Raw genomic sequence first — 17,978 nt, 5'->3', positions numbered from 1 at the left:
TGGATGAAGACGCCAGCGTGATCGACAACGTGCGCGCTGGAGCCAAGGAACTGCTCGACATGGTCGCACGTTACGAATCCGGCGACTACACGAGCGGCCAGGAGGATGAACTGCTGCATCAGATCCAGCTTCACGACGGCTGGGGAGTCGAGACCCGCATTCAGACGGCGATGAACGAACTCGGCGTTCCCGCGCCGGATCGTCTCGTCAAAGGACTCTCCGGTGGTGAAAAACGTCGCGTAGCTTTGGCACGCGCGCTTGTGGCGCAGCCCGATCTGCTGCTGCTCGACGAGCCGACGAACCATCTCGACGCCGAATCCATCGAGTGGCTGGAGAAATTCCTGCGCGATTTTACCGGCGCGGTGCTCTTCGTCACGCACGACCGCTACTTCCTCGACCGCGTGGCCACGCGCATCATTGAAATCGACGACAGCCGCATCTACAGCCATCCCGGCAACTACAGCGCGTTCTTGGAGAGCAAAGCCATCCGCGAAGGCGTGGAAGCGAACTCCGAGCGCCGCCGTCAGAGCTTCCTGCGGCATGAACTGGAATTCGTCCGCGCCGGAGTCAGCGCACGACGCACGAAACAGCGGTCGCGTCTGGATGAATTCGAGCGCGTCTCCGCCATCGCCGCACCCGAGGCGGAGCTGGTGATGGATTTGATCATCCCGCCTGCACCGCCGCTCGCCAACACCGTCGTGGAAGCAACCGACATCGGCGCGCATGTCGATGACCGCTGGTTGTTCAGCCATCTCAATCTCAACTTCGAGGCCGGCACCTGCACCGGCATCATCGGCCGCAACGGCCTCGGCAAAACGACACTGCTGCGCATGCTCATGGGCGAGCAGCAGCCGAACGAAGGCAAGGTCGTGATCGGCAAGCGGACGATCTTCAACTACGTCGATCAGCAGCGACTGCTGCTCGATCCGGAAAAGAGCGTGATGGAGGAGGTGGCGGGACCGAACAGCGACTTCGTGCAGTTCGGCCCGGAGAAGCTGCATGTACGCACCTATCTGCGCCGCTTTCTCTTCACCGACGAACGCGCAACGATGCGCGTGAAGGAGCTCAGCGGCGGCGAGCAAAGCCGCGTGCTGCTGGCCAAGATCCTCCGCCGTGGCGGCAATTTCCTCATTCTCGACGAACCGACGAACGACCTCGATCTCGCCACGATGCGCGTGCTTGAGGAGGCGATCCTCGCGTTCAAAGGCACCGTGCTCGTCGTCAGCCACGACCGCTATTTCCTCGACCGCGTGTGCGACCGCCTGATCGCCTTCGAAGGCCAGGGCCGCATCCACGAATGCGCCGGGAACTACAGCTACTACCAGGAAAAACGCGCCGCCCAGGCCGCCGCCGAACTGGCCCTCGTCACCGCTCCGGTGAAGAAAGAGAAGCCCGCAGCCGCCAGCGCTCCGAAGCCGCGCAAGATGACGAACCGCGAGCAGCGCGAACTCGCCGAGGTCGAAGCCGCCATCGCCACCCTCGAAAGCGAGATCGCCGCGATGGAAGCCGAACTGAACGACCCCGAGACCTTTGTGAAACTCGGTGCAGGCACGAATGACTACATCGCGAAGCTTGAGGCGAAGAAGACTGAGCTTGAAGGCAGATTCACGCGCTGGGCGGAATTGGAGGAGATCAAGGCGGCGTGTGCAGGTTAAATCTCCATGGGCCTGATGATTCGCTTTTGCACTCCATGCATCATACCAAATCAAAACCTCCCGTCACGCGACTCAAAGTGAGTCGGTTTGCCAAGCGACTCGCCGCCGCGTGAGACCCAGCTGGCGACCCATTCCATGAGTTCTTCGTCACGAATGAAGGGGATGCCGAGTTCGACGAAGCTGCGGTAGGGATTGCTCAGCAGCGCGTCGGGCGCCTCCTTGCCTTCGATCTGCACGGGCTTGCCGAAGATCTCGCCGAAGCGCTTGGCGACTTCGCGCACGCTGAGCGTGGCGGTGCCGGTGAGATTGACGATCCACGCGGGGCTTTGGGCTTTGCCGAGGCTGAGGAGGGAGAGCGCGTTCGCATCGCCCTGCCAGATGGTGTTGAACCAGCCCATGCGCACGTCCACCGGCTGGCCGTTCCACACTTTCTGCGCGACATCGACGAGCACGCCGTAGCGCAGATCGCAGGCATAGTTCAGGCGGATGAGCGAGACGGGCGTGCCGCGCATCTGGCTGAAATGCTGGAAGATGCGCTCGCGGCCGAGACAGCTCATGGCGTATTCGCCGACGGGATTGAGCACGTCCTCTTCGTGACTGCCGCCACGCTCGACGGAGACGAGGCCATACACATTGCCGGTGGAGAACGCGGCGATGCGGCTGCGATGATAGCGCTCGCACACGAGGCCGGGCAGCCAGGCGTTCATGGCCCAGGTCATCGGCTCGTTGCCTGCGGAGCCAAATTTCATGCCCGCCATGTAGATCACATTCGGTGCATGCGGCAGGTAGGCCACGGCGTTCGCCGCCAGGAGATCGACGGCGATCGTTTCGATCCCGTGCTTCTGAAATTCATCCGCCGAACCCGCCGTGCTGAAACGCGACACCGCGATGATGCGCCGTTTCGTGCCCGCCTCGTCGCTGGCGCGTTTCGCCATGCGCGTGAGCGAGGGTCCCATCTTGCCCGCGGCACCCAGGACGATGATGTCGCCGGGCATCGCCCGCATGAGGTCGATCACCGCCGGCGTGGGACGGCTGAGACGCTCTTCGAGTTCTTCGAGGCTGGCGGGCGGCATGGTCGCATCTATGGACGGTTTTTGCTTTTGGAAAAGCCTTTGATGCAGAACCGCTCCGACCACGCCGGGCCGAAGGTCAAAGCCCCAGCCCGGTTTTGCACACCGTTCCTATTCGAGCACTTTGATCTTCAGGTTCCGGTAGCACACCGGAGCCTGCGCCTTGCCATGCAGGCCCTGCAGACCAATGGGGCCGCTGCGGGCGAAGTCCTTGAGCGCCTTCTTGAACTTGTTCGGCGTGCCGTCCGGGTTCTTGCCGACTTCGGGCCACTTGTCGAGATCGGCATCGATCACGGTCTCGCCATTGAAGACGACTTTCACGAGAGGGCCTTTGCAGGTGATGGTGTAGTGGTTCCACTCGCCGACGGGCTTCGCCATGCTCTTGCTGGGAGGACAGGCGTCATAGATGGCGCCGACCATGCCGTACTTGCTGCCGTCGGCGCTGTCATGAACCTGGATTTCGAGCGCAGAGAGGACGTTTTTAATGTCGCCGGAACGAAGGAAGACGCCGCTGTTGGACTCCTTTTCGACTTTGAATTCGAGATCGAGAATGAAGTCGCCATACGAGTCCTTCGTCCAGAGAGTGTCATGGTCTTTGGCGACCAGAACGCCGTCTGTGAAGCTCCAGCCGCCCGGAGCGATGGTGTTGGAAAGATCGGGAGCAAAGAGATCCTTCCAGCCGGTGGTGTCGGGATGATCGGCAGCAAGGGAGAGGGAGGCGAAGGCGAGAAGGGCGAGGAGGTGTTTCATGATTGGGCGGAAGGTAACGTGAACCTGATGATGAAGATTCCAAGCTTATTAAAGCAGGGGGATTTACAGGTCACGGCCGTCCCTTTTGCTCCGGTCCCGACCCCAAAAGGCCGCCACAAGACATCAGAATTGCCGGGATGGATTTATAGGATTGCTTTTTTCGGCCCGATGGCCAATTCTCAGAAAATTCCGCCCCGAACATCATCAACGCCAGCCCAATGAAACTCACCCGTTCCCTGATCTGCCTCCCGGTCCTTGCCGCTTTGTCTCTCGTTTCCTGCACCAGCGGCAGTGGCTGGAACAGCTACGGCAGCGCCACCGCCAATGGGCCTACCTATCTCAGCTCGAAGTATGAATCTCAGAGCTTCGGCGGTCACGGCGGTGGCTACGGCAACGGTTACAACATCTGGCCCATGCCCACCGAAAACTATGCCGAGTACTGGGCGGACGACGATGATGCAGATTTTGTCGGCAACAGCTACGGCCGCAGCGAGAAGGAGATCCGACAGCCCCGCCCCTCTGTCTCCCGTGCAGTCGCCTCGGGTCCGGTGACCTCCGGCAAGTAGGAATATCTGCCCGCGTGGCGCTTGAAGTCCGCCGCCCGTGGCTGCGGACTTCTTTTTTATCCGATCTCGAGCTTCGAAATTCTCGGGTCAGGGGCAGTTCGTCCTGCAAGTCTTGGATTTTAGGTTTGCCCAAGGGCCGGGCGTTGTCCCGGCGAGAGATTTTCGATCGCAGTCCCAACCGAATCGCCAGGAGCCCGCTCCCGTCGACGTTCCTGATCCTCTGATGAATCCGCCTGAACCCGTCCCCCAGTCCGCGCCTACGCACTGGACCTCCATCCTTCGCAGCATCGGCCCCGGGCTGATCATCACCGCGTCCATCGTCGGCTCGGGCGAGTTGATCGCGACACCGAAGGTGGCGGGCGAGGCGGGTTTCACGCTGCTCTGGTTCATCGTGCTGGGCTGCTGCATCAAGGTCTTTGTGCAGGTGGAACTGGGCCGCTACGCGGTGACCACCGGCCAGACAACGCTGGAGGCGATGAACAGCATTCCTGGACCGCGCTTCATCGTAAGCTGGCTGCTGTGGCTCTGGCTGGGCATGTATGTGACGCTGGTTTTTCAGGTGGCCGGCATTGTTGGCGGCGTCGCAGATGTGTTTTCGGCGGCCGGATTGATGCTCGACAAAAAGTGGCTCGCATTCGGGGTCGCGGGCTCCGCCGCCTTGCTGCTGGCGATAGGGCGCTACCGCCTGGTGGAAAACGTGTCCACTGCGATGGTCGCCCTCTTCACGTTCGCGACGATCATCGCGGTCGGTTCGCTCCAGTGGTCGCCCTATGCGATCACCTGGGCGAATCTGGTCGAGGGATTTCAATTCAAGCTTCCAGCGGACACGATGACCGCCTTCGGCGCCTTCGGCATCATCGGTGTGGGGGCTTCGGAACTGATCTACTATCCCTATTGGTGCCTGGAAAAGGGCTACGCGTTGAATGTCGGCCCGCGTGATGGCTCGCCTGGCTGGCTGGGCCGGGCCCGAGGATGGATGAAGGTCATGCGGATTGACGCGTGGTTTTCCTTCACGATCTACACCCTGGCCACGCTGGCGTTTTACCTGCTCGGTGCCGCGGTGTTGTATGCGAAGGGCCTGCAAGTGAACGACAAGGGCATGATCGACACGCTCGCGCACATGTATGCGGAGAGCTTCGGCCAGTGGAGCCTCTATCTCTTCCTCATCGGTGCCTTCTTCGCGCTTTACTCGACGGTCTTCGTGGCCACGGCATCGAACGCACGCCTGTTGGTGGACGCATTGGCCTTGTTCAAAGTGACGCGCTATCCCACGCCGGAGCATCGTGCCCGGGCGGTGAAGGTGTGCGTCGTTCTGCTTCCCGCGCTCTCGCTGGGGCTTTACTTGTTGTGGGAAAAGCCGGTGACGCTCGTGCTCGTGGGTGCGGTGAGCCAGGGCATCATGCTGCCCTTCCTTGCCGGTGCCGCGCTCTACTTCCGTCATCGCCGGATCGATCCGGAACTTCGTCCCGGCGTGTTTTGGACGGCATGTCTGTGGATTGCAGCGCTGTCCATGGCCGCCATCGGCTTGTATCAGGCCGTGCAGGAGATCGCCAAGGCGCTGGGCTCATAAGCTGAATCGCATCGCGTGCCATGAATCTGAATCTCTCAGGCCAGTCCGTCGCCATCATTGGAGCCGCACGCGGCATCGGTCGTGCGATCGCGGAAGGATTCATCGCGGAAGGCTGTCACGTGCGCGGCTTTGACCGCGAGCAGAGCGCGGACTTCATCACGACGGGCGATGTGACGAGCTACGAGACCGTAAAGTCGTTCGCGGCAGGATTTGAGCGCGTGGATCACGTCGTGTTCTGCGTCGGCATCGGTTCGGGGAAGTTCGGATTTCCCTTTTGGAATCTGGAACCGTCCGACTGGGCGCGCGTGCTGGATGTCAATCTCATCGGTGCCGTGAATGTCGCGCATGCCTTCGCGCCGAAGCTGATCGAGCGCGGTGCAGGCTCGATGCTCTTCCTCGTCTCCGTCGCCGGACAGATTGGATCGCAGACCGATCCGCCCTACAGCGCGTCAAAGGCGGCGTTGATCAATTTCACCCAATGCGCGGCGAAGGATCTCGGCCCGCACAACATCCGTGTAAACGCGCTGGCGCCGGGCATGGTGAAGACGGAGCTCAATCAATCCATCTGGGCCGCCGGTCAGCAAAAGCTGCCGGAGGATCAGCGCGTGAGCTTCGACGACTGGGCCGCTGAGAAGATCAAAAAGGTTTCTCACCTTGGTCGCTGGCAGATGCCGGACGAGTATGCCGCCATGGCCACGTTTCTCGCCTCCGATCACGCCAAGAACATCACCGGCCAGACGATCAACATCGACGGCGGGCAGGTGATGCACGCGTGATCATTCGTAAAGGCGGAACAACCCGCTGTGATCGAGATCACCAAAGCCTTTCTCGTGCACAAACTTCTCCCACTGCGCGAGGGAGTTCTTCAACGTGGGTGAATCGAGGCCAACGGAATCCGCGAGCTGGCACATGAGACGCACGTCCTTGAGTTGCAGTTCGGCGCGACCGCCGGGGACGAAGTCGCGCTTCACCATGCGATTGCCATGAAGGTCGAGGATGCGGCTCTCGGCGAAGCCGCCGAGCAGCGCCTTGCGCACGAGCGCTGAATCGACGCCGGAGAGCTCGGCCATGCGCAGTGCCTGCGCGACAGCGTCAATCGTCTGCGCGACGATGAGTTGATTCGCGAGCTTGGTCACCTGCCCTGCCCCGCTCGCGCCCATGTGCGTGATGTTTTTGCCACACGCCTGGAAGATCGGCAGCGCACGCTGAAAATTCGCCTCAGTGCCGCCGGCCATGATGGTGAGCGTGGCAGCTTCCGCTCCGACCTGGCCGCCGGAGACCGGCGCATCGACCCAGTTCACACGTTCGGCCCATTTTTTCGTTTCGGGAACGCCGGTGGTGCCGAAGTCGATGATGAGCGCATCCTTGTGCAGGCCTTCGATCAAGCCGCCGGGACCAAAGACGACCTTTTCGACGACATCGGTCATCGTGAGGTTGATGCAGATGACTCCGGGGCCGATTTCGCGGGCGAGTTCGGGCAAAGAAGCGGCGCGACGCATGCCGAGCTTCACCGCAGCCTCGGCGGACGCGTCGCTGCGATTCCAAACGACCACCTCGGCTCCGGCCTCATGGAGATGACGTGCGTTGGCGCGGCCCATGTTGCCGAGTCCGACGAATCCGATCTTGTGTCCTGCGAGTGGCTTGCTCATGCGTGTGAAGCCCAGCATGCCGAGTTGAATGCATGAATCAACGGCATGCGCAGGCGCATCCGATTCGATGCTTCCCATGAGGAATCAAACCTGCAAAGATGCGCCCATGAGTGATCCCGCCTCCCCGGAATCCACCCCGAAGCGCCGGGCGGAGGAGATGCTGCCGTCCATGTATGAGGAGCTGCGCAAGCTCGCCGCGCAGAAGATGGCCGGCGAGCAGCCGGGGCAGACGATCAATGCCACCGCCCTCGTGCATGAGGCCTACATGCGCCTCGCGCGCACGGAGCAGGATGCGCGTTGGGAGAATCGCGGCCACTTCTACATCGCCGCGGCCGAGGCGATGCGCCGCATCCTCATTGATCGTGCGCGCCGGAAGAAGGCGGAGCGTCATGGCGGCGGCTGGCAGCGTACCGAGCTCGACAGCATCCACGTGCCCGCCGCACCGCCGGACAAGTCGGACGAACTTCTCGCTCTCGACGAGGCCTTGCAGGAACTCGCCGCCCAGGACGAGCGCAAAGCGCAGCTCGTCCAGCTCCGCTACTTCGTGGGGCTGGAGAGCCAGGAGGCCGCGGACGTGCTCGGCATTTCGAAGGCCACCGCCGACCGCGACTGGGCCTACGCCCGCGCCTGGCTGCATGCGAGGGTCCGAAAAGAAAAATGAAACTCGATGAGTCATGGGGCTCCGGAATCTCGCCTTGGATAGCTGAACCCATTCTCCCATGACCGACGAATCCATCTTCACCCACGCCATCGATCTGCCGCCGGAGCAGCGCGGTGCCTACCTCGACTTGGCCTGCGCAGGCGATGCGGAACAGCGCGTGCGCATCGACGAGCTGCTGCGCTCACACGAGGGCGCGGGCAGTTTTCTCGCAGGCGCAGCCATTCAAGACATCGCCGCCGATCTCGATGTGACGGTCAAGGCCGCGCCCGGCACGATGCCCTCCACCCGCGGGCTGCCCTCATCGGAGAAGTCCGGCGACCGCATCGGGCCTTACAAGCTGCTGCAGGCGATCGGCGAGGGCGGCTTCGGCACGGTGTGGATGGCCGATCAGGAGCATCCGGTGCGCCGCCGTGTGGCGCTCAAGATCATCAAGCTGGGCATGGACACGAAGGAAGTCGTGGCGCGCTTCGAGCAGGAACGCCAGGCGCTGGCGATGATGGACCACCCCAACATCGCCCGCGTCTTCGATGCCGGCGCCACCGAGCAGGGCCGGCCGTTCTTCGTCATGGAGCTGGTGCGCGGGATGAAGATCACCGATTACTGCGACGAGAAGAACCTCTCCACCGATGAGCGCGTGGAGCTGTTCATCCTGGTCTGCCAGGCCGTGCAGCACGCGCACCAGAAGGGCATCATTCACCGCGACATCAAGCCCTCGAACATCCTGGTCACCATCAATGACGGCAAGGCGGTGCCCAAGGTCATCGACTTTGGCGTCGCGAAGGCCACGCAGGGCAAGCTCTCCGACGGCACGCTCTTCACGCAGTTCGAGCAGATGATCGGCACGCCGCTCTACATGAGCCCGGAGCAGGCGGAGATGACCTCCGTCGATGTGGACACGCGCAGCGACATCTACAGCCTCGGCGTGCTGCTCTACGAGCTGCTCACCGGTCGCACGCCCATCGACATGACCACCATGGCCAAGGCGGGCATCGGCGAGATCCGCCGCATCATCCGCGAGGTCGATCCGGTGCGGCCCTCGGCGCGGCTGAAGACGCTCGATGGCAACGAGCTGACCACCATGGCGAAGCGCCGCCACACCGATCCCACGCGGCTGCCCGGCACGTTGAGCGGCGACATCGACTGGATCGTGATGAAGTGCCTGGAAAAGGATCGCGCACGCCGTTACGACACGGCCAATGGTCTCGCGCTCGATCTCCAGCGGCATCTGGCCAATGAAGTCGTCATCGCGCGTCCGCCCACAGCGGGCTACCTGCTCAGCAAGCTCATCCGGCGCAACAAGGTGGCCTTCGCCGCCGGTGCGGCCATCGCAGCCTCGCTCGTTGTCGGCATCGCAGCCAGCCTGTGGCAGGCACACCGCGCACAAGATGCGGCGACGCAGGCAAAGGCCGCCGAGGAGCGAGCCACGATGGCGCTCGATGAACTGCGCGCGACGGCCCCGGCGTTTGCTGTGCAGGCGCGTTCTCTCGCGGCGAAAGAGCAGTTCAACGACGCCATCGACAAGCTCGACTACGCCATCAGGCTGCGGCCTAACGTCGCTGAGTATCTTGTAGCCAAGGCCGACCTGCTCCAGTGCCAGTTCAAGCTCGCCGAAGCCGCCGTTGTTTACCGCGAAGCCCTGCGCGTGCAGCCGGACCTCGCGCGTGCCGAGGCCTCTGCCAAGCTCTGCGATGAACTGCTCGCGGCCGCGCCCGGCGAGCAGGGCAATCTCACACGCGAAAGCCTCGCCAGGCTCCAGCTCGCCATGCAGCAGCAGCAGCGCCCGGCCTCACACCTCATGCCGGTCGCCAGGCTGCTCGGCGAAGAGAAGAAATTCATCGTCGAATTCTGGCTTGAGAAGCTCAAGGACCTCCCCATTTCGCCCGAGAAGCCGCTCAAGGAGCGCCTCACGATGGCTGACGTTGGCCGGCTAACGCTGGACCTCTCCCGATCCGGGGTCTCCGATCTCGAGCCCCTGCGCGGTATGCCGGTTGGCTGGCTTAGTTTGGATGGGTGCAGCAAGGTCAAGAGTCTCGACCCCCTGAGGGGAGCCCCGCTGCGCACCCTCATTCTGCGAGATATCTCCTCGCTGGACGATGACGCCCTGGCCGTGATCACCAGCCTCACCGATCTCAAGATTCTTTACCTGACCGGCACGAAAATCACGGACCTCTCCGCGTTGAGCGGACTGTCGCTGGAGACGCTCGACCTCGCGGACACGAAAGTCATCGACCTCACCGCGCTGCGCGGAATGAAGCTGACGAAACTCGACCTGCGGAACACCCGCGTTTCCGACCTCTCGCCTCTCGCCGGAATGCCGCTCACGATGCTCGACGCCAGTTCGATACCCGCCACGGATTATTCACCGCTGGCCGGAGCGCCCCTGGAAAAGTGCTTCATTCAAAACTCACCCCTGCGCGATCTTTCCTTCCTTGAGGGCTCGCCCGTGAAACAACTCGCGCTCTTCAATTGCGACGAGGCACGCGGCTATTCCGTCCTCGCCGGGTTGAAGTCACTCGACCTGCTGATCCTGCCGCAGAGTTTTCGCAGTCTGCCGGAGGAAGATCTGGCTGCCATCGAGTCCCTCCGCACGCATCCGACGCTGAAAAACATTCAGACCGAATACCGGTCCGGTTCCTGGATCATCAATACCACACTGTCGAAAGACGATTTCTGGGAGGATTGGGACATCCAGAAGAGCTTGGTGACGAAACTGCGGAAAAGCGGATTCAAGTTTGGCTTTTCCAAACTTTCCGCCGGGACTTACTCGCTCTCGATCCAAAACCAGCCGTTCTCGGACCTTTCGATGCTCAAGGGCGTGCCGATCAGCAGCCTCTTCCTTCTGGGATGCCCGGTCACGGACCTGTCGCCAATCGCCGGCCTGCCACTGGATTACCTCCACCTTGGAGATAGCCAAGTTGCCGACCTCAGCCCGCTGAAAGGAATGCCGCTGAAGAGTTTGATCCTCCATGCGACGAAGGTCAGCGACCTCTCCCCGCTTGCGGGGATGCCGCTTGAGAAGCTCCTACTAAGTGGGTGCAACCAGATTACAGATGTCGCCGCTCTCGCTGAGATTCCCACCTTGAAAATCCTCACCGTGCCGACGAGCGCCCGGAACATCGAACTGCTCCGCAAACTGCCAAACTTGGAACGTCTCGCGTTTCAGATGATGGCGAAGGACCCATGGCTTCCCGTTACCACAACTGACGAGTTCTGGGAGGAGTGGGACGGCTTGTGGTGGATGCGGGCTTTGAACGACGCGGGAGTGAAATACACTGCGTCGAGAATTCTCGATGAGGCACCTGATGCATCCCGCCAGACCCATAAACCAAGTGGCGAAGGAAAGAACAAAAAGGCCACCGGCAATCAGGTCGGAAAGCCTGCGGGAATGTGGGCAGTTACGATCACTTCGAAAGACTTCAGCGACTGCTCCATTTTCAAAGGCGCGACCAACATTGGGGCATTGCGGCTCCAAGGGACCAGCGTCACCGACCTCCACCCACTGGAGGAACTCGCCCTTGCGGAGTTGAACCTCATGAATACGAAAGTGACCGACCTCAGCCCGCTGCGGGCACCGGCACTGAGTGGCAGCCTGCGGGTCTTGTTTATCGGTCAAACACAGGTGACCGACTTTTCACCGCTGGCCGCCTGCGCCCATCTTGAGGATTTCCGGGCTTTCGACACCAAACTGGCCGACCTCGCCAGCCTGCGCGGTCTCAAACTGCGAATCGCCCGCCTGGGCAGGACCAAGGTCACCGACATTTCCGTGCTCGCTGGAATGCCGCTGGAATGGGTTCAACTCAACGATACGGCCGTCACCGATCTCAGTCCGCTGCTCAAGTGCCCCACGCTGAAGCAACTCGTGCTTCCCGCCGGGGCCAGCGACGTGGGCGCGCTCCGCGCCCTGCCCGCCCTGGCCGAGCTTTCCTTCACTAACAAAGGCGTCAGTGGCCTTCCTGATCAAAAGGCCGCCTACTTCTGGAAGGAATACGACGCGCAAGCCTGGCTACGCCCGCTGCGTGCAACCGGCTGCGTGAAGAGCGCCCGGCAACTGCCCGACGGCACCTGGGAGGTGGACCTCAGCAACTCGAAGTTCAGCGATCTCAATATCCTGAAAGGAGCGCCGATCAGTGTTCTGAAATTGGGTGATACCGCCGTCGCCGATTTGGAATCCCTGCACGGCATGGCGCTCAAGGAACTCAATATCGCCAACACAAACGTCACCGACTTGCGTCCCATCAAGGGGATGCCGATCGAGCGATTGTCTTTGCGCAACACCAAAGTGACCGACCTCGCGGCCCTGCGAGGGATGGCTCTAAGCACTCTGCTCCTTCATTCCTGCAATAAACTCGTTGACCTGTCTCCACTCGCGGATTCCAAAACACTCACCAAACTCACGCTCCCACCGAAGGCGATGGACATCGAATTCCTCCGCAGCTTTCCCAAGCTCGAGCGCCTCAGCTTCAACTCTAACGGTGCCAATCCCGCCCAAACCACCGCAGAGTTTTGGAAGGAATACGACGCGCAAGAATGGCTACCCCCGCTGCGTGCAGCGGGGGTCGCGATCCAGAGCGTGAAGCAACTGCCCGACGGCACATGGGAGTTGAATCTTATCGGCGCCAAAATCTCGGACCTCACGATGTTAAAGGGAGCTCCGATCAGCAAACTGCGCCTCGCCAAATCCGGCGTCGTGGATCTGAAGCCACTGCGCGGGATGGCCCTCACCGCAGTGTACCTCGATGAAACAAAAGTCGCCGACCTCAGTCCGCTTCATGGGATGCCCCTCGAGCAACTGACTCTGGCCCACACCCGCGTCACAGACCTGAGTCCGCTCAGAGGTATGCCGCTCAAACTTCTGCGCATCAACGGCACTGGAGTCGAAAGCATCGAACCGCTCCGCGGCATGTCGATCGACAACTTGTTAATGGGGTATACGAAGGTTTCCGAACTGTCGGCGCTCCGCGGCATGCCTTTGACCTCATTCAAGCTCGGCCAGTGCGAAAACATCACCGACCTTTCGCCAATCAAGGAGTGCAAGACGCTCAAGGTGCTCACACTGCCACCGAACGCAAAGGACATCGAGTTCCTCCGCACCTTTCCCAACCTCGAGCGCATCAGCTACAAGGATGACCCCGACGCCAAATGGATCACCGCCCAGACCGCCGAGGAGTTCTGGAAGGAATACGACGCGAAGAAACAGGCAGTGCGAGATTGACCTGAAGCAGTTGGAGCATCTCTCCTGTCGCCCTCGAATTCCCCATCTGTGATAAAAAAGAAATTCGATGAGTCATGGGGCTCCGGAATCTCGCCTTTTAGGATAGAACCACTTGAAGCGACAATCTGCCATGACGCACGAAGACATCTTCACTAATGCCATCGGGCTGCCGCCGGAGCAGCGCGGTGCCTACCTCGACGAGATCTGCGCAGGCGATGCGGAGTTGCGCGCGCGCATCGACAAATTGCTGCGTTCGCATGAAGGCGCGGGCAGTTTTCTCGCCAGCCCTTTGGCAGTCGATCTCGAGGCAACGCTTCCCATGTCCGAGGCCGAACGGAAGTTGCTCGCGGGGCGGGCCTCCGAGCAGGAAGGCGACATCCTCGGTCCCTACAAGCTGCGGGAGCAGATCGGCGAAGGCGGTTTTGGCGCGGTGTGGGTGGCGGATCAGGAGAAACCGGTGAAGCGCCGCGTGGCGCTAAAGATCATCAAGTTGGGCATGGACACGAAGGAGGTCATCGCACGCTTCGAGCAGGAACGGCAGGCGCTGGCGGTGATGGATCACCCGAACATCGCAAAGGTGCTGGATGCGGGCACGACGCAGTTTGGGCGCCCGTTTTTCGTGATGGAACTCGTGCGCGGCATCCCGATCACGGATTACTGCGACCAAAACAATCTCACGACCGGGGAGCGGCTGGAACTGTTCGCCAAAGTCTGCCATGCAGTGCAGCACGCGCATCAGAAGGGCATCATTCATCGCGACATCAAGCCGTCGAACATCCTCGTCACGCTGTATGACGGCGTGCCGGTGCCGAAGGTGATCGACTTCGGCATCGCGAAGGCGACGGAGGGCAGCCTCACCGACGCGACGATCTACACACAGCTCCATCAACTGGTGGGAACGCCCGCCTACATGAGCCCGGAGCAGGCGGAGATGAGCGGACTCGACATGGACACGCGCAGCGACATCTACAGCCTCGGCGTGCTGCTCTACGAACTGCTCGCGGGGCGCACGCCGTTCGATGCGCGGGAGTTGATGGCGTCCGGGATCGATGCGATGCGCAAAACGATCCGCGAACAAGATCCACCGCGCCCAAGCAACCGGCTGGCAACGCTCAATGATCAGGAGCTGACCACCACAGCCAAGCGGCGATCAACGGACAAGTCGCATCTGCTGCATCAGTGCCGCGGTGATCTCGACTGGATCGTGATGAAGTGCCTCGAGAAGGATCGCAGACGCCGCTACGAAACGGCCAACGGCCTTGCTGCGGACATCACACGTCACCTGGCCAACGAACCCGTGACGGCCCGCCCGCCGAGCGCGGCGTATCGCCTTCAAAAGTCGTGGCGTCGGAACAAGATTGCCTATTCAGCCGCCACAGTGGTATCGCTCACACTGGTGACTGGAATCGTGGTCAGCACCTGGCAGGCGGTGCAGGCGACGCGGGCTCGCGCCGCTGCTGAAAGGCAGCAGCAGCTGGCACAAGCCGAAGCCGCGCGCGCCAACGAGGCTGAGAAGCGTGAAGCTCAGCAGCGTATCACGGTGCAGAATGAGAGGGCCGATGAGAGAAGGCGTGCCTACGCGGCGGACATGCTGCTCTGCCGTCGGGCGCTGAGTTCGAACAATCTCCGCGAAGCCCGCCAACTGCTTGAGTCGCAACTGCCCAAGGATGGCGCGGAAGATCTTCGTGGCTGGGAATGGCGCTGGCTTACGGAGCGGTGCAAGACGGGGGCGCTGTTTGAACTCGGCGAGCAGAAGGTCCGGGTGACCCAGGCGATCTTTGTGGAAGGTGGAAAATCCATCGTGAGCTACGAACACGGGGGGGCGGTGAGGCGCATCATGCTCGACAGCCGCCGCGTCGAGACGCTGCAGGAGCAGAGTGACCCATCCGCTTTCACACTGGGCAGCAACTCCGGGTTCCTTTGCGCCTCGCAGGATAGGCGATGGATTGGGGCCGTGGAAATGGACAATGACGGGTTTTTCGTCCGGATTTGGGATCTGTCTTCAAAGTCGCCGCCACGGAAGGTGGCCATCGGAGAGGAGCGCGCCACAGCCATCGCTATTTCACCGGATGGGGGCACTCTGGCAGCCTACATCTTGAAGAAGAACACGGCATTCGTCTGGGACATCGCCTCAGGGGAAAGAAAGCCCGTGACGATCAAGCTGGACGCCGAACCAAAGCTGCTCCCCAGCTTTGGAGCAGTTCAGTTCTCACCGGATGGCAGGACCCTGGCTGTGGCTGGATTCGGAGGCCAGGTTCTGTTCATGAACGTCGAGACTTGGACGTTGAAGGGAGATGTCAAACTGGCAGCCGTCCGTGGGCAGGGCATCTCTTCGTTGGCTTTCTCACCCGACGGCCGGCGGGTTGCCTGCGGATGCGTGTTCATCGATCCTCAAGTCAAGATTCTGGACGTCGAGAAATGCACAACCGAGCGGGTTCTGTCCGGCCACACGGGCTTCGTCGCGGGGTTGGCGTTTTCACCCGACGGCAAGACCCTGGCGTCCGCCAGCGCCGATCAGACGGTGAAGATCTGGGACGTTGAGACGTGGACAGAGCGCGGCACGCACCTAGGTCACACGGACGAGGTCTGGTCCGTGGATTTTTCCCCCGACGGCGCAAAAGTCGTCAGCAGCGGCAAGGACAAGCGGATCGAAGTCTGGTCCGCGACAAACTTCGCGGAGCGTGATGCCTCGGCCCTTGTCGTTGCGCGTCCGCTCATGCAGGGGACTCCGCAGGCCGCACCAAGCGGCGAGAAGATTGTTTCCACCGTGGGTGGCGTTGTCACGCTCGCCGGCGGTGCTGTTCCTGCGGTGCCCTCGGAGCTCGGCACGAACAACGTCAAGGCATTCTGGGTGGCGCCCGACCAGATTGTGGCAGTGTCGAAAGCGCCGGTTGAAATCAAAGTGTGGAACCTGGTTTCCAATCAGGTCGAGAGCTTCCCCATGGACGTCGGCACCGTCGAGTGGGTGATAAGTGAACATCTCGAGCTTTCCCATCTCCTCGTCCTGTTGGTGCCGGGCGAGAAGACAGGGGAGGCAACTGTCATTCGCTGGGATGTCACCGGCCGTCGGAAGCTGTCGTCCTGCGCGCTGGCCATCCGCAAATCAGTCCAGGACCACGTCCCGTGTTTCTCGCAGGACGGCAGGCGAATGGCGGTGTCGCGGTTTACTTCGGTAACCGTCTGCGACATCGCGAACGAAACCGAGGAGGCCGCCATCGCGGTGCCAAGCGTGGCGGGGATCCAGGGCATGGCGTTGTCTCCGGACGGCAAGCAACTGGCGGTCGCCCAGAGGGACAGGCCTGCGATCATGATCCATGACGTGGACACCGGTCACCTCGTGACCACTCTGCGTGGGCACAACCTCGTGATCACGAAGCTGCAATACTCCTTCGATGGCACGCGGTTGCTGAGCAACACCATCGGGAGCGAGCCTGTGAAACTGTGGAGCACCCGAAGCTGGAAGGAAGTCGCCCGGCTCGAACCTCCGACGGGCTTCTATTACGCAACACCCCGGTTCACGTCCGACGATCACGGCATCCTCTTGTTTCCCTACAAGTTCGGCAACGGATGGGACGGAGCACGGCTGTTTCGCGCGCCGTCGTGGGACGAGATTGCCAAAGCTGAAGCCAGCGAGCGGGAGTGATGTCGAGGGGGCAACGGAATCCAAAAGCAGACACGGCAGCGCTATCTTGGTCAACTGGCTCCCGGCAGGGTTGCGACCCGCATCTTCGCATCGTCCGGCCGTTCGCACGAGGTGCAACGTGACCGCTAATACAAACGTCATTGCCGCGGAGCTGCGTCCCCCTATCGTGGCGCTCCTCAATCTGGACTCCCATTCAAGCATGAAAATCATCATCACCGGCGGCGGCGGCTTTCTTGGCTCCCAACTCGCGCAGAAAATCCTCGAACGCGGCACGCTTTGCGGAAAGCCGGTTTCCGAGATGATCCTGCTCGACGCCTTTTTTCGCAGTGAACCCACCGATTCACGTGTGAAGCATATCAAGGGCGACATCGGTGATCGAGCGACGGTGTTTGCGGCCACAGGATCGAAGTTCGATGTGATCTTCCATCTGGCCTCGATGGTGAGCGGCGAATGCGAGGAGCGCTTCGATGATGCGATGCGCGTGAATCTCGACGGCGGGCGCAATGTGTTTGAAGCCGCGCGTGCGGCGGAAGGCAGGCCGCGCGTCGTGTTTGCCAGCAGCGTTGCCTGCTACGGCGGGCTCGACATGTCGCAGATGATGTCGGACTTCACGAAGCAGCTTCCGCAGACGACCTACGGCATGACGAAGGCGATGTGCGAGATGATGGTGAACGATCACACGCGCAAAGGCCACTTCGACGGCCGCAGTGTGCGACTTCCCACCGTGATCGTGCGCCCTGGCAAGCCGAACGCCGCAGCATCAAGCTGGGCCAGCGGCATGTTTCGCGAACCGCTGAACGGTGAAGCTTGCAACCTGCCGATCCGTCGCGATCAACCGCATCCGATGACCGGCTATCGCACCGTGATCGAGTCGTTCATCGCGCTGGCAGAGGTGGAGGAGTCAAAGCTGGGCAAAGACCGCGCCTATGTACTGCCTGCACATCGCGTCACTCCGCAAATCGCGGAGAAGATCATCGCCGAGGTTGCTGCGGAACGTGGCATCACGGTGGGACCGATTGTCGATGCCTTCGACGCACGCATTCAGGGCATCGTCGACAACTGGCCGCAGCAGGTGGATGGCTCGCGCGCGGAAGCGATCGGCCTTCCGCGTCCGCCGGAGCTGAAGGTGATCGTGGGGCAGTATGTGGAGGATTTCTTGAGAAGCTGAAACGATATGGATGCGGCCTTGCCGCAGGCTGGTG

The 17,978-nt window shown here is 61.6% G+C and carries 11 protein-coding genes; 8 read left to right on the top strand and 3 right to left on the bottom strand.

Features of this window, described 5'->3' with window-relative positions:
• On the top strand, window positions 1-1,655 hold a 1,655-nt coding region (locus KDL09_RS03245), incomplete at its 5' end, for an ABC-F family ATP-binding cassette domain-containing protein (protein ID WP_294381259.1).
• 50 nt (window positions 1,656-1,705) lie between these two features.
• Here KDL09_RS03245 and KDL09_RS03240 read toward each other — a convergent pair.
• Together KDL09_RS03240 and KDL09_RS03235 are read right to left on the bottom strand one after the other, a co-directional pair.
• Window positions 1,706-2,728 (bottom strand): NAD-dependent epimerase/dehydratase family protein, encoded by a 1,023-nt coding sequence (locus KDL09_RS03240; protein WP_294381257.1) that lies wholly within the window; start codon window positions 2,726-2,728, stop codon window positions 1,706-1,708.
• A 108-nt stretch (window positions 2,729-2,836) separates the two neighbouring features.
• Entirely contained in the window at window positions 2,837-3,475 is a 639-nt protein-coding gene (locus tag KDL09_RS03235; RefSeq protein WP_294381254.1) for a DUF1080 domain-containing protein, read from the bottom strand.
• Window positions 3,476-3,693: 218 nt separating this feature from the next.
• On the opposite strand from KDL09_RS03235, the gene KDL09_RS03230 reads away from it, so the two are divergent.
• From KDL09_RS03230 to KDL09_RS03220, 3 genes are all read left to right on the top strand, one after another.
• Entirely contained in the window at window positions 3,694-4,041 is a 348-nt protein-coding gene (locus KDL09_RS03230) for a hypothetical protein (protein WP_294381251.1), read from the top strand.
• 223 nt (window positions 4,042-4,264) lie between these two features.
• Window positions 4,265-5,611, top strand: coding sequence for an Nramp family divalent metal transporter (locus tag KDL09_RS03225; RefSeq protein ID WP_294381249.1), 1,347 nt, complete (start codon window positions 4,265-4,267; stop codon window positions 5,609-5,611).
• A gap of 20 nt (window positions 5,612-5,631) precedes the next feature.
• Window positions 5,632-6,387, top strand: coding sequence for an SDR family oxidoreductase (locus KDL09_RS03220; RefSeq protein ID WP_294381247.1), 756 nt, complete (start codon window positions 5,632-5,634; stop codon window positions 6,385-6,387).
• Here the strand turns inward: KDL09_RS03220 and KDL09_RS03215 are convergent, their stop codons facing one another.
• Entirely contained in the window at window positions 6,388-7,338 is a 951-nt protein-coding gene (locus tag KDL09_RS03215; RefSeq protein ID WP_294381244.1) for an NAD(P)-dependent oxidoreductase, read from the bottom strand.
• Window positions 7,339-7,366: 28 nt separating this feature from the next.
• Between KDL09_RS03215 and KDL09_RS03210 the strand changes: the two genes are divergently transcribed.
• The 4 genes from KDL09_RS03210 (at window position 7,367) to KDL09_RS03195 (ending at window position 17,944) form a co-directional block, all read left to right on the top strand.
• Window positions 7,367-7,921: an ECF-type sigma factor gene (locus KDL09_RS03210; RefSeq protein ID WP_294381242.1), complete on the top strand. Its 555-nt coding sequence runs from the start codon at window positions 7,367-7,369 to the stop codon at window positions 7,919-7,921.
• A 58-nt stretch (window positions 7,922-7,979) separates the two neighbouring features.
• Complete coding sequence (locus KDL09_RS03205) at window positions 7,980-13,133, top strand: protein kinase (RefSeq protein WP_294381241.1); 5,154 nt, start codon at window positions 7,980-7,982, stop codon at window positions 13,131-13,133.
• A 130-nt stretch (window positions 13,134-13,263) separates the two neighbouring features.
• The gene (locus tag KDL09_RS03200; RefSeq protein WP_294381239.1) at window positions 13,264-16,776 is read left to right on the top strand and encodes a protein kinase; all 3,513 of its coding nucleotides are present in this window, start codon (window positions 13,264-13,266) and stop codon (window positions 16,774-16,776) included.
• Window positions 16,777-16,975: 199 nt separating this feature from the next.
• Window positions 16,976-17,944, top strand: coding sequence for an NAD-dependent epimerase/dehydratase family protein (locus KDL09_RS03195; RefSeq protein ID WP_294381237.1), 969 nt, complete (start codon window positions 16,976-16,978; stop codon window positions 17,942-17,944).
• The last annotated feature ends 34 nt before the right edge of the window (window positions 17,945-17,978 follow it).

Source organism: Prosthecobacter sp. (assembly GCF_020439865.1).
GTDB lineage: Bacteria > Verrucomicrobiota > Verrucomicrobiia > Verrucomicrobiales > Verrucomicrobiaceae > Prosthecobacter.
Note: the sequence above shows the minus strand (reverse complement) of the source record. Positions and strands in the feature narration are given on the sequence as shown.

Coding starts and splice junctions, on each gene's coding strand:
- KDL09_RS03200 (WP_294381239.1), top strand. CDS start 13,264: ATGACGCACGAAGACATCTTCACTAATGCCATCGGGCTGCCGCCGGAG.
- KDL09_RS03195 (WP_294381237.1), top strand. CDS start 16,976: ATGAAAATCATCATCACCGGCGGCGGCGGCTTTCTTGGCTCCCAACTC.
- KDL09_RS03240 (WP_294381257.1), bottom strand. CDS start 2,728: ATGCCGCCCGCCAGCCTCGAAGAACTCGAAGAGCGTCTCAGCCGTCCC.
- KDL09_RS03215 (WP_294381244.1), bottom strand. CDS start 7,338: ATGGGAAGCATCGAATCGGATGCGCCTGCGCATGCCGTTGATTCATGC.
- KDL09_RS03235 (WP_294381254.1), bottom strand. CDS start 3,475: ATGAAACACCTCCTCGCCCTTCTCGCCTTCGCCTCCCTCTCCCTTGCT.
- KDL09_RS03220 (WP_294381247.1), top strand. CDS start 5,632: ATGAATCTGAATCTCTCAGGCCAGTCCGTCGCCATCATTGGAGCCGCA.
- KDL09_RS03225 (WP_294381249.1), top strand. CDS start 4,265: ATGAATCCGCCTGAACCCGTCCCCCAGTCCGCGCCTACGCACTGGACC.
- KDL09_RS03210 (WP_294381242.1), top strand. CDS start 7,367: ATGAGTGATCCCGCCTCCCCGGAATCCACCCCGAAGCGCCGGGCGGAG.
- KDL09_RS03205 (WP_294381241.1), top strand. CDS start 7,980: ATGACCGACGAATCCATCTTCACCCACGCCATCGATCTGCCGCCGGAG.
- KDL09_RS03230 (WP_294381251.1), top strand. CDS start 3,694: ATGAAACTCACCCGTTCCCTGATCTGCCTCCCGGTCCTTGCCGCTTTG.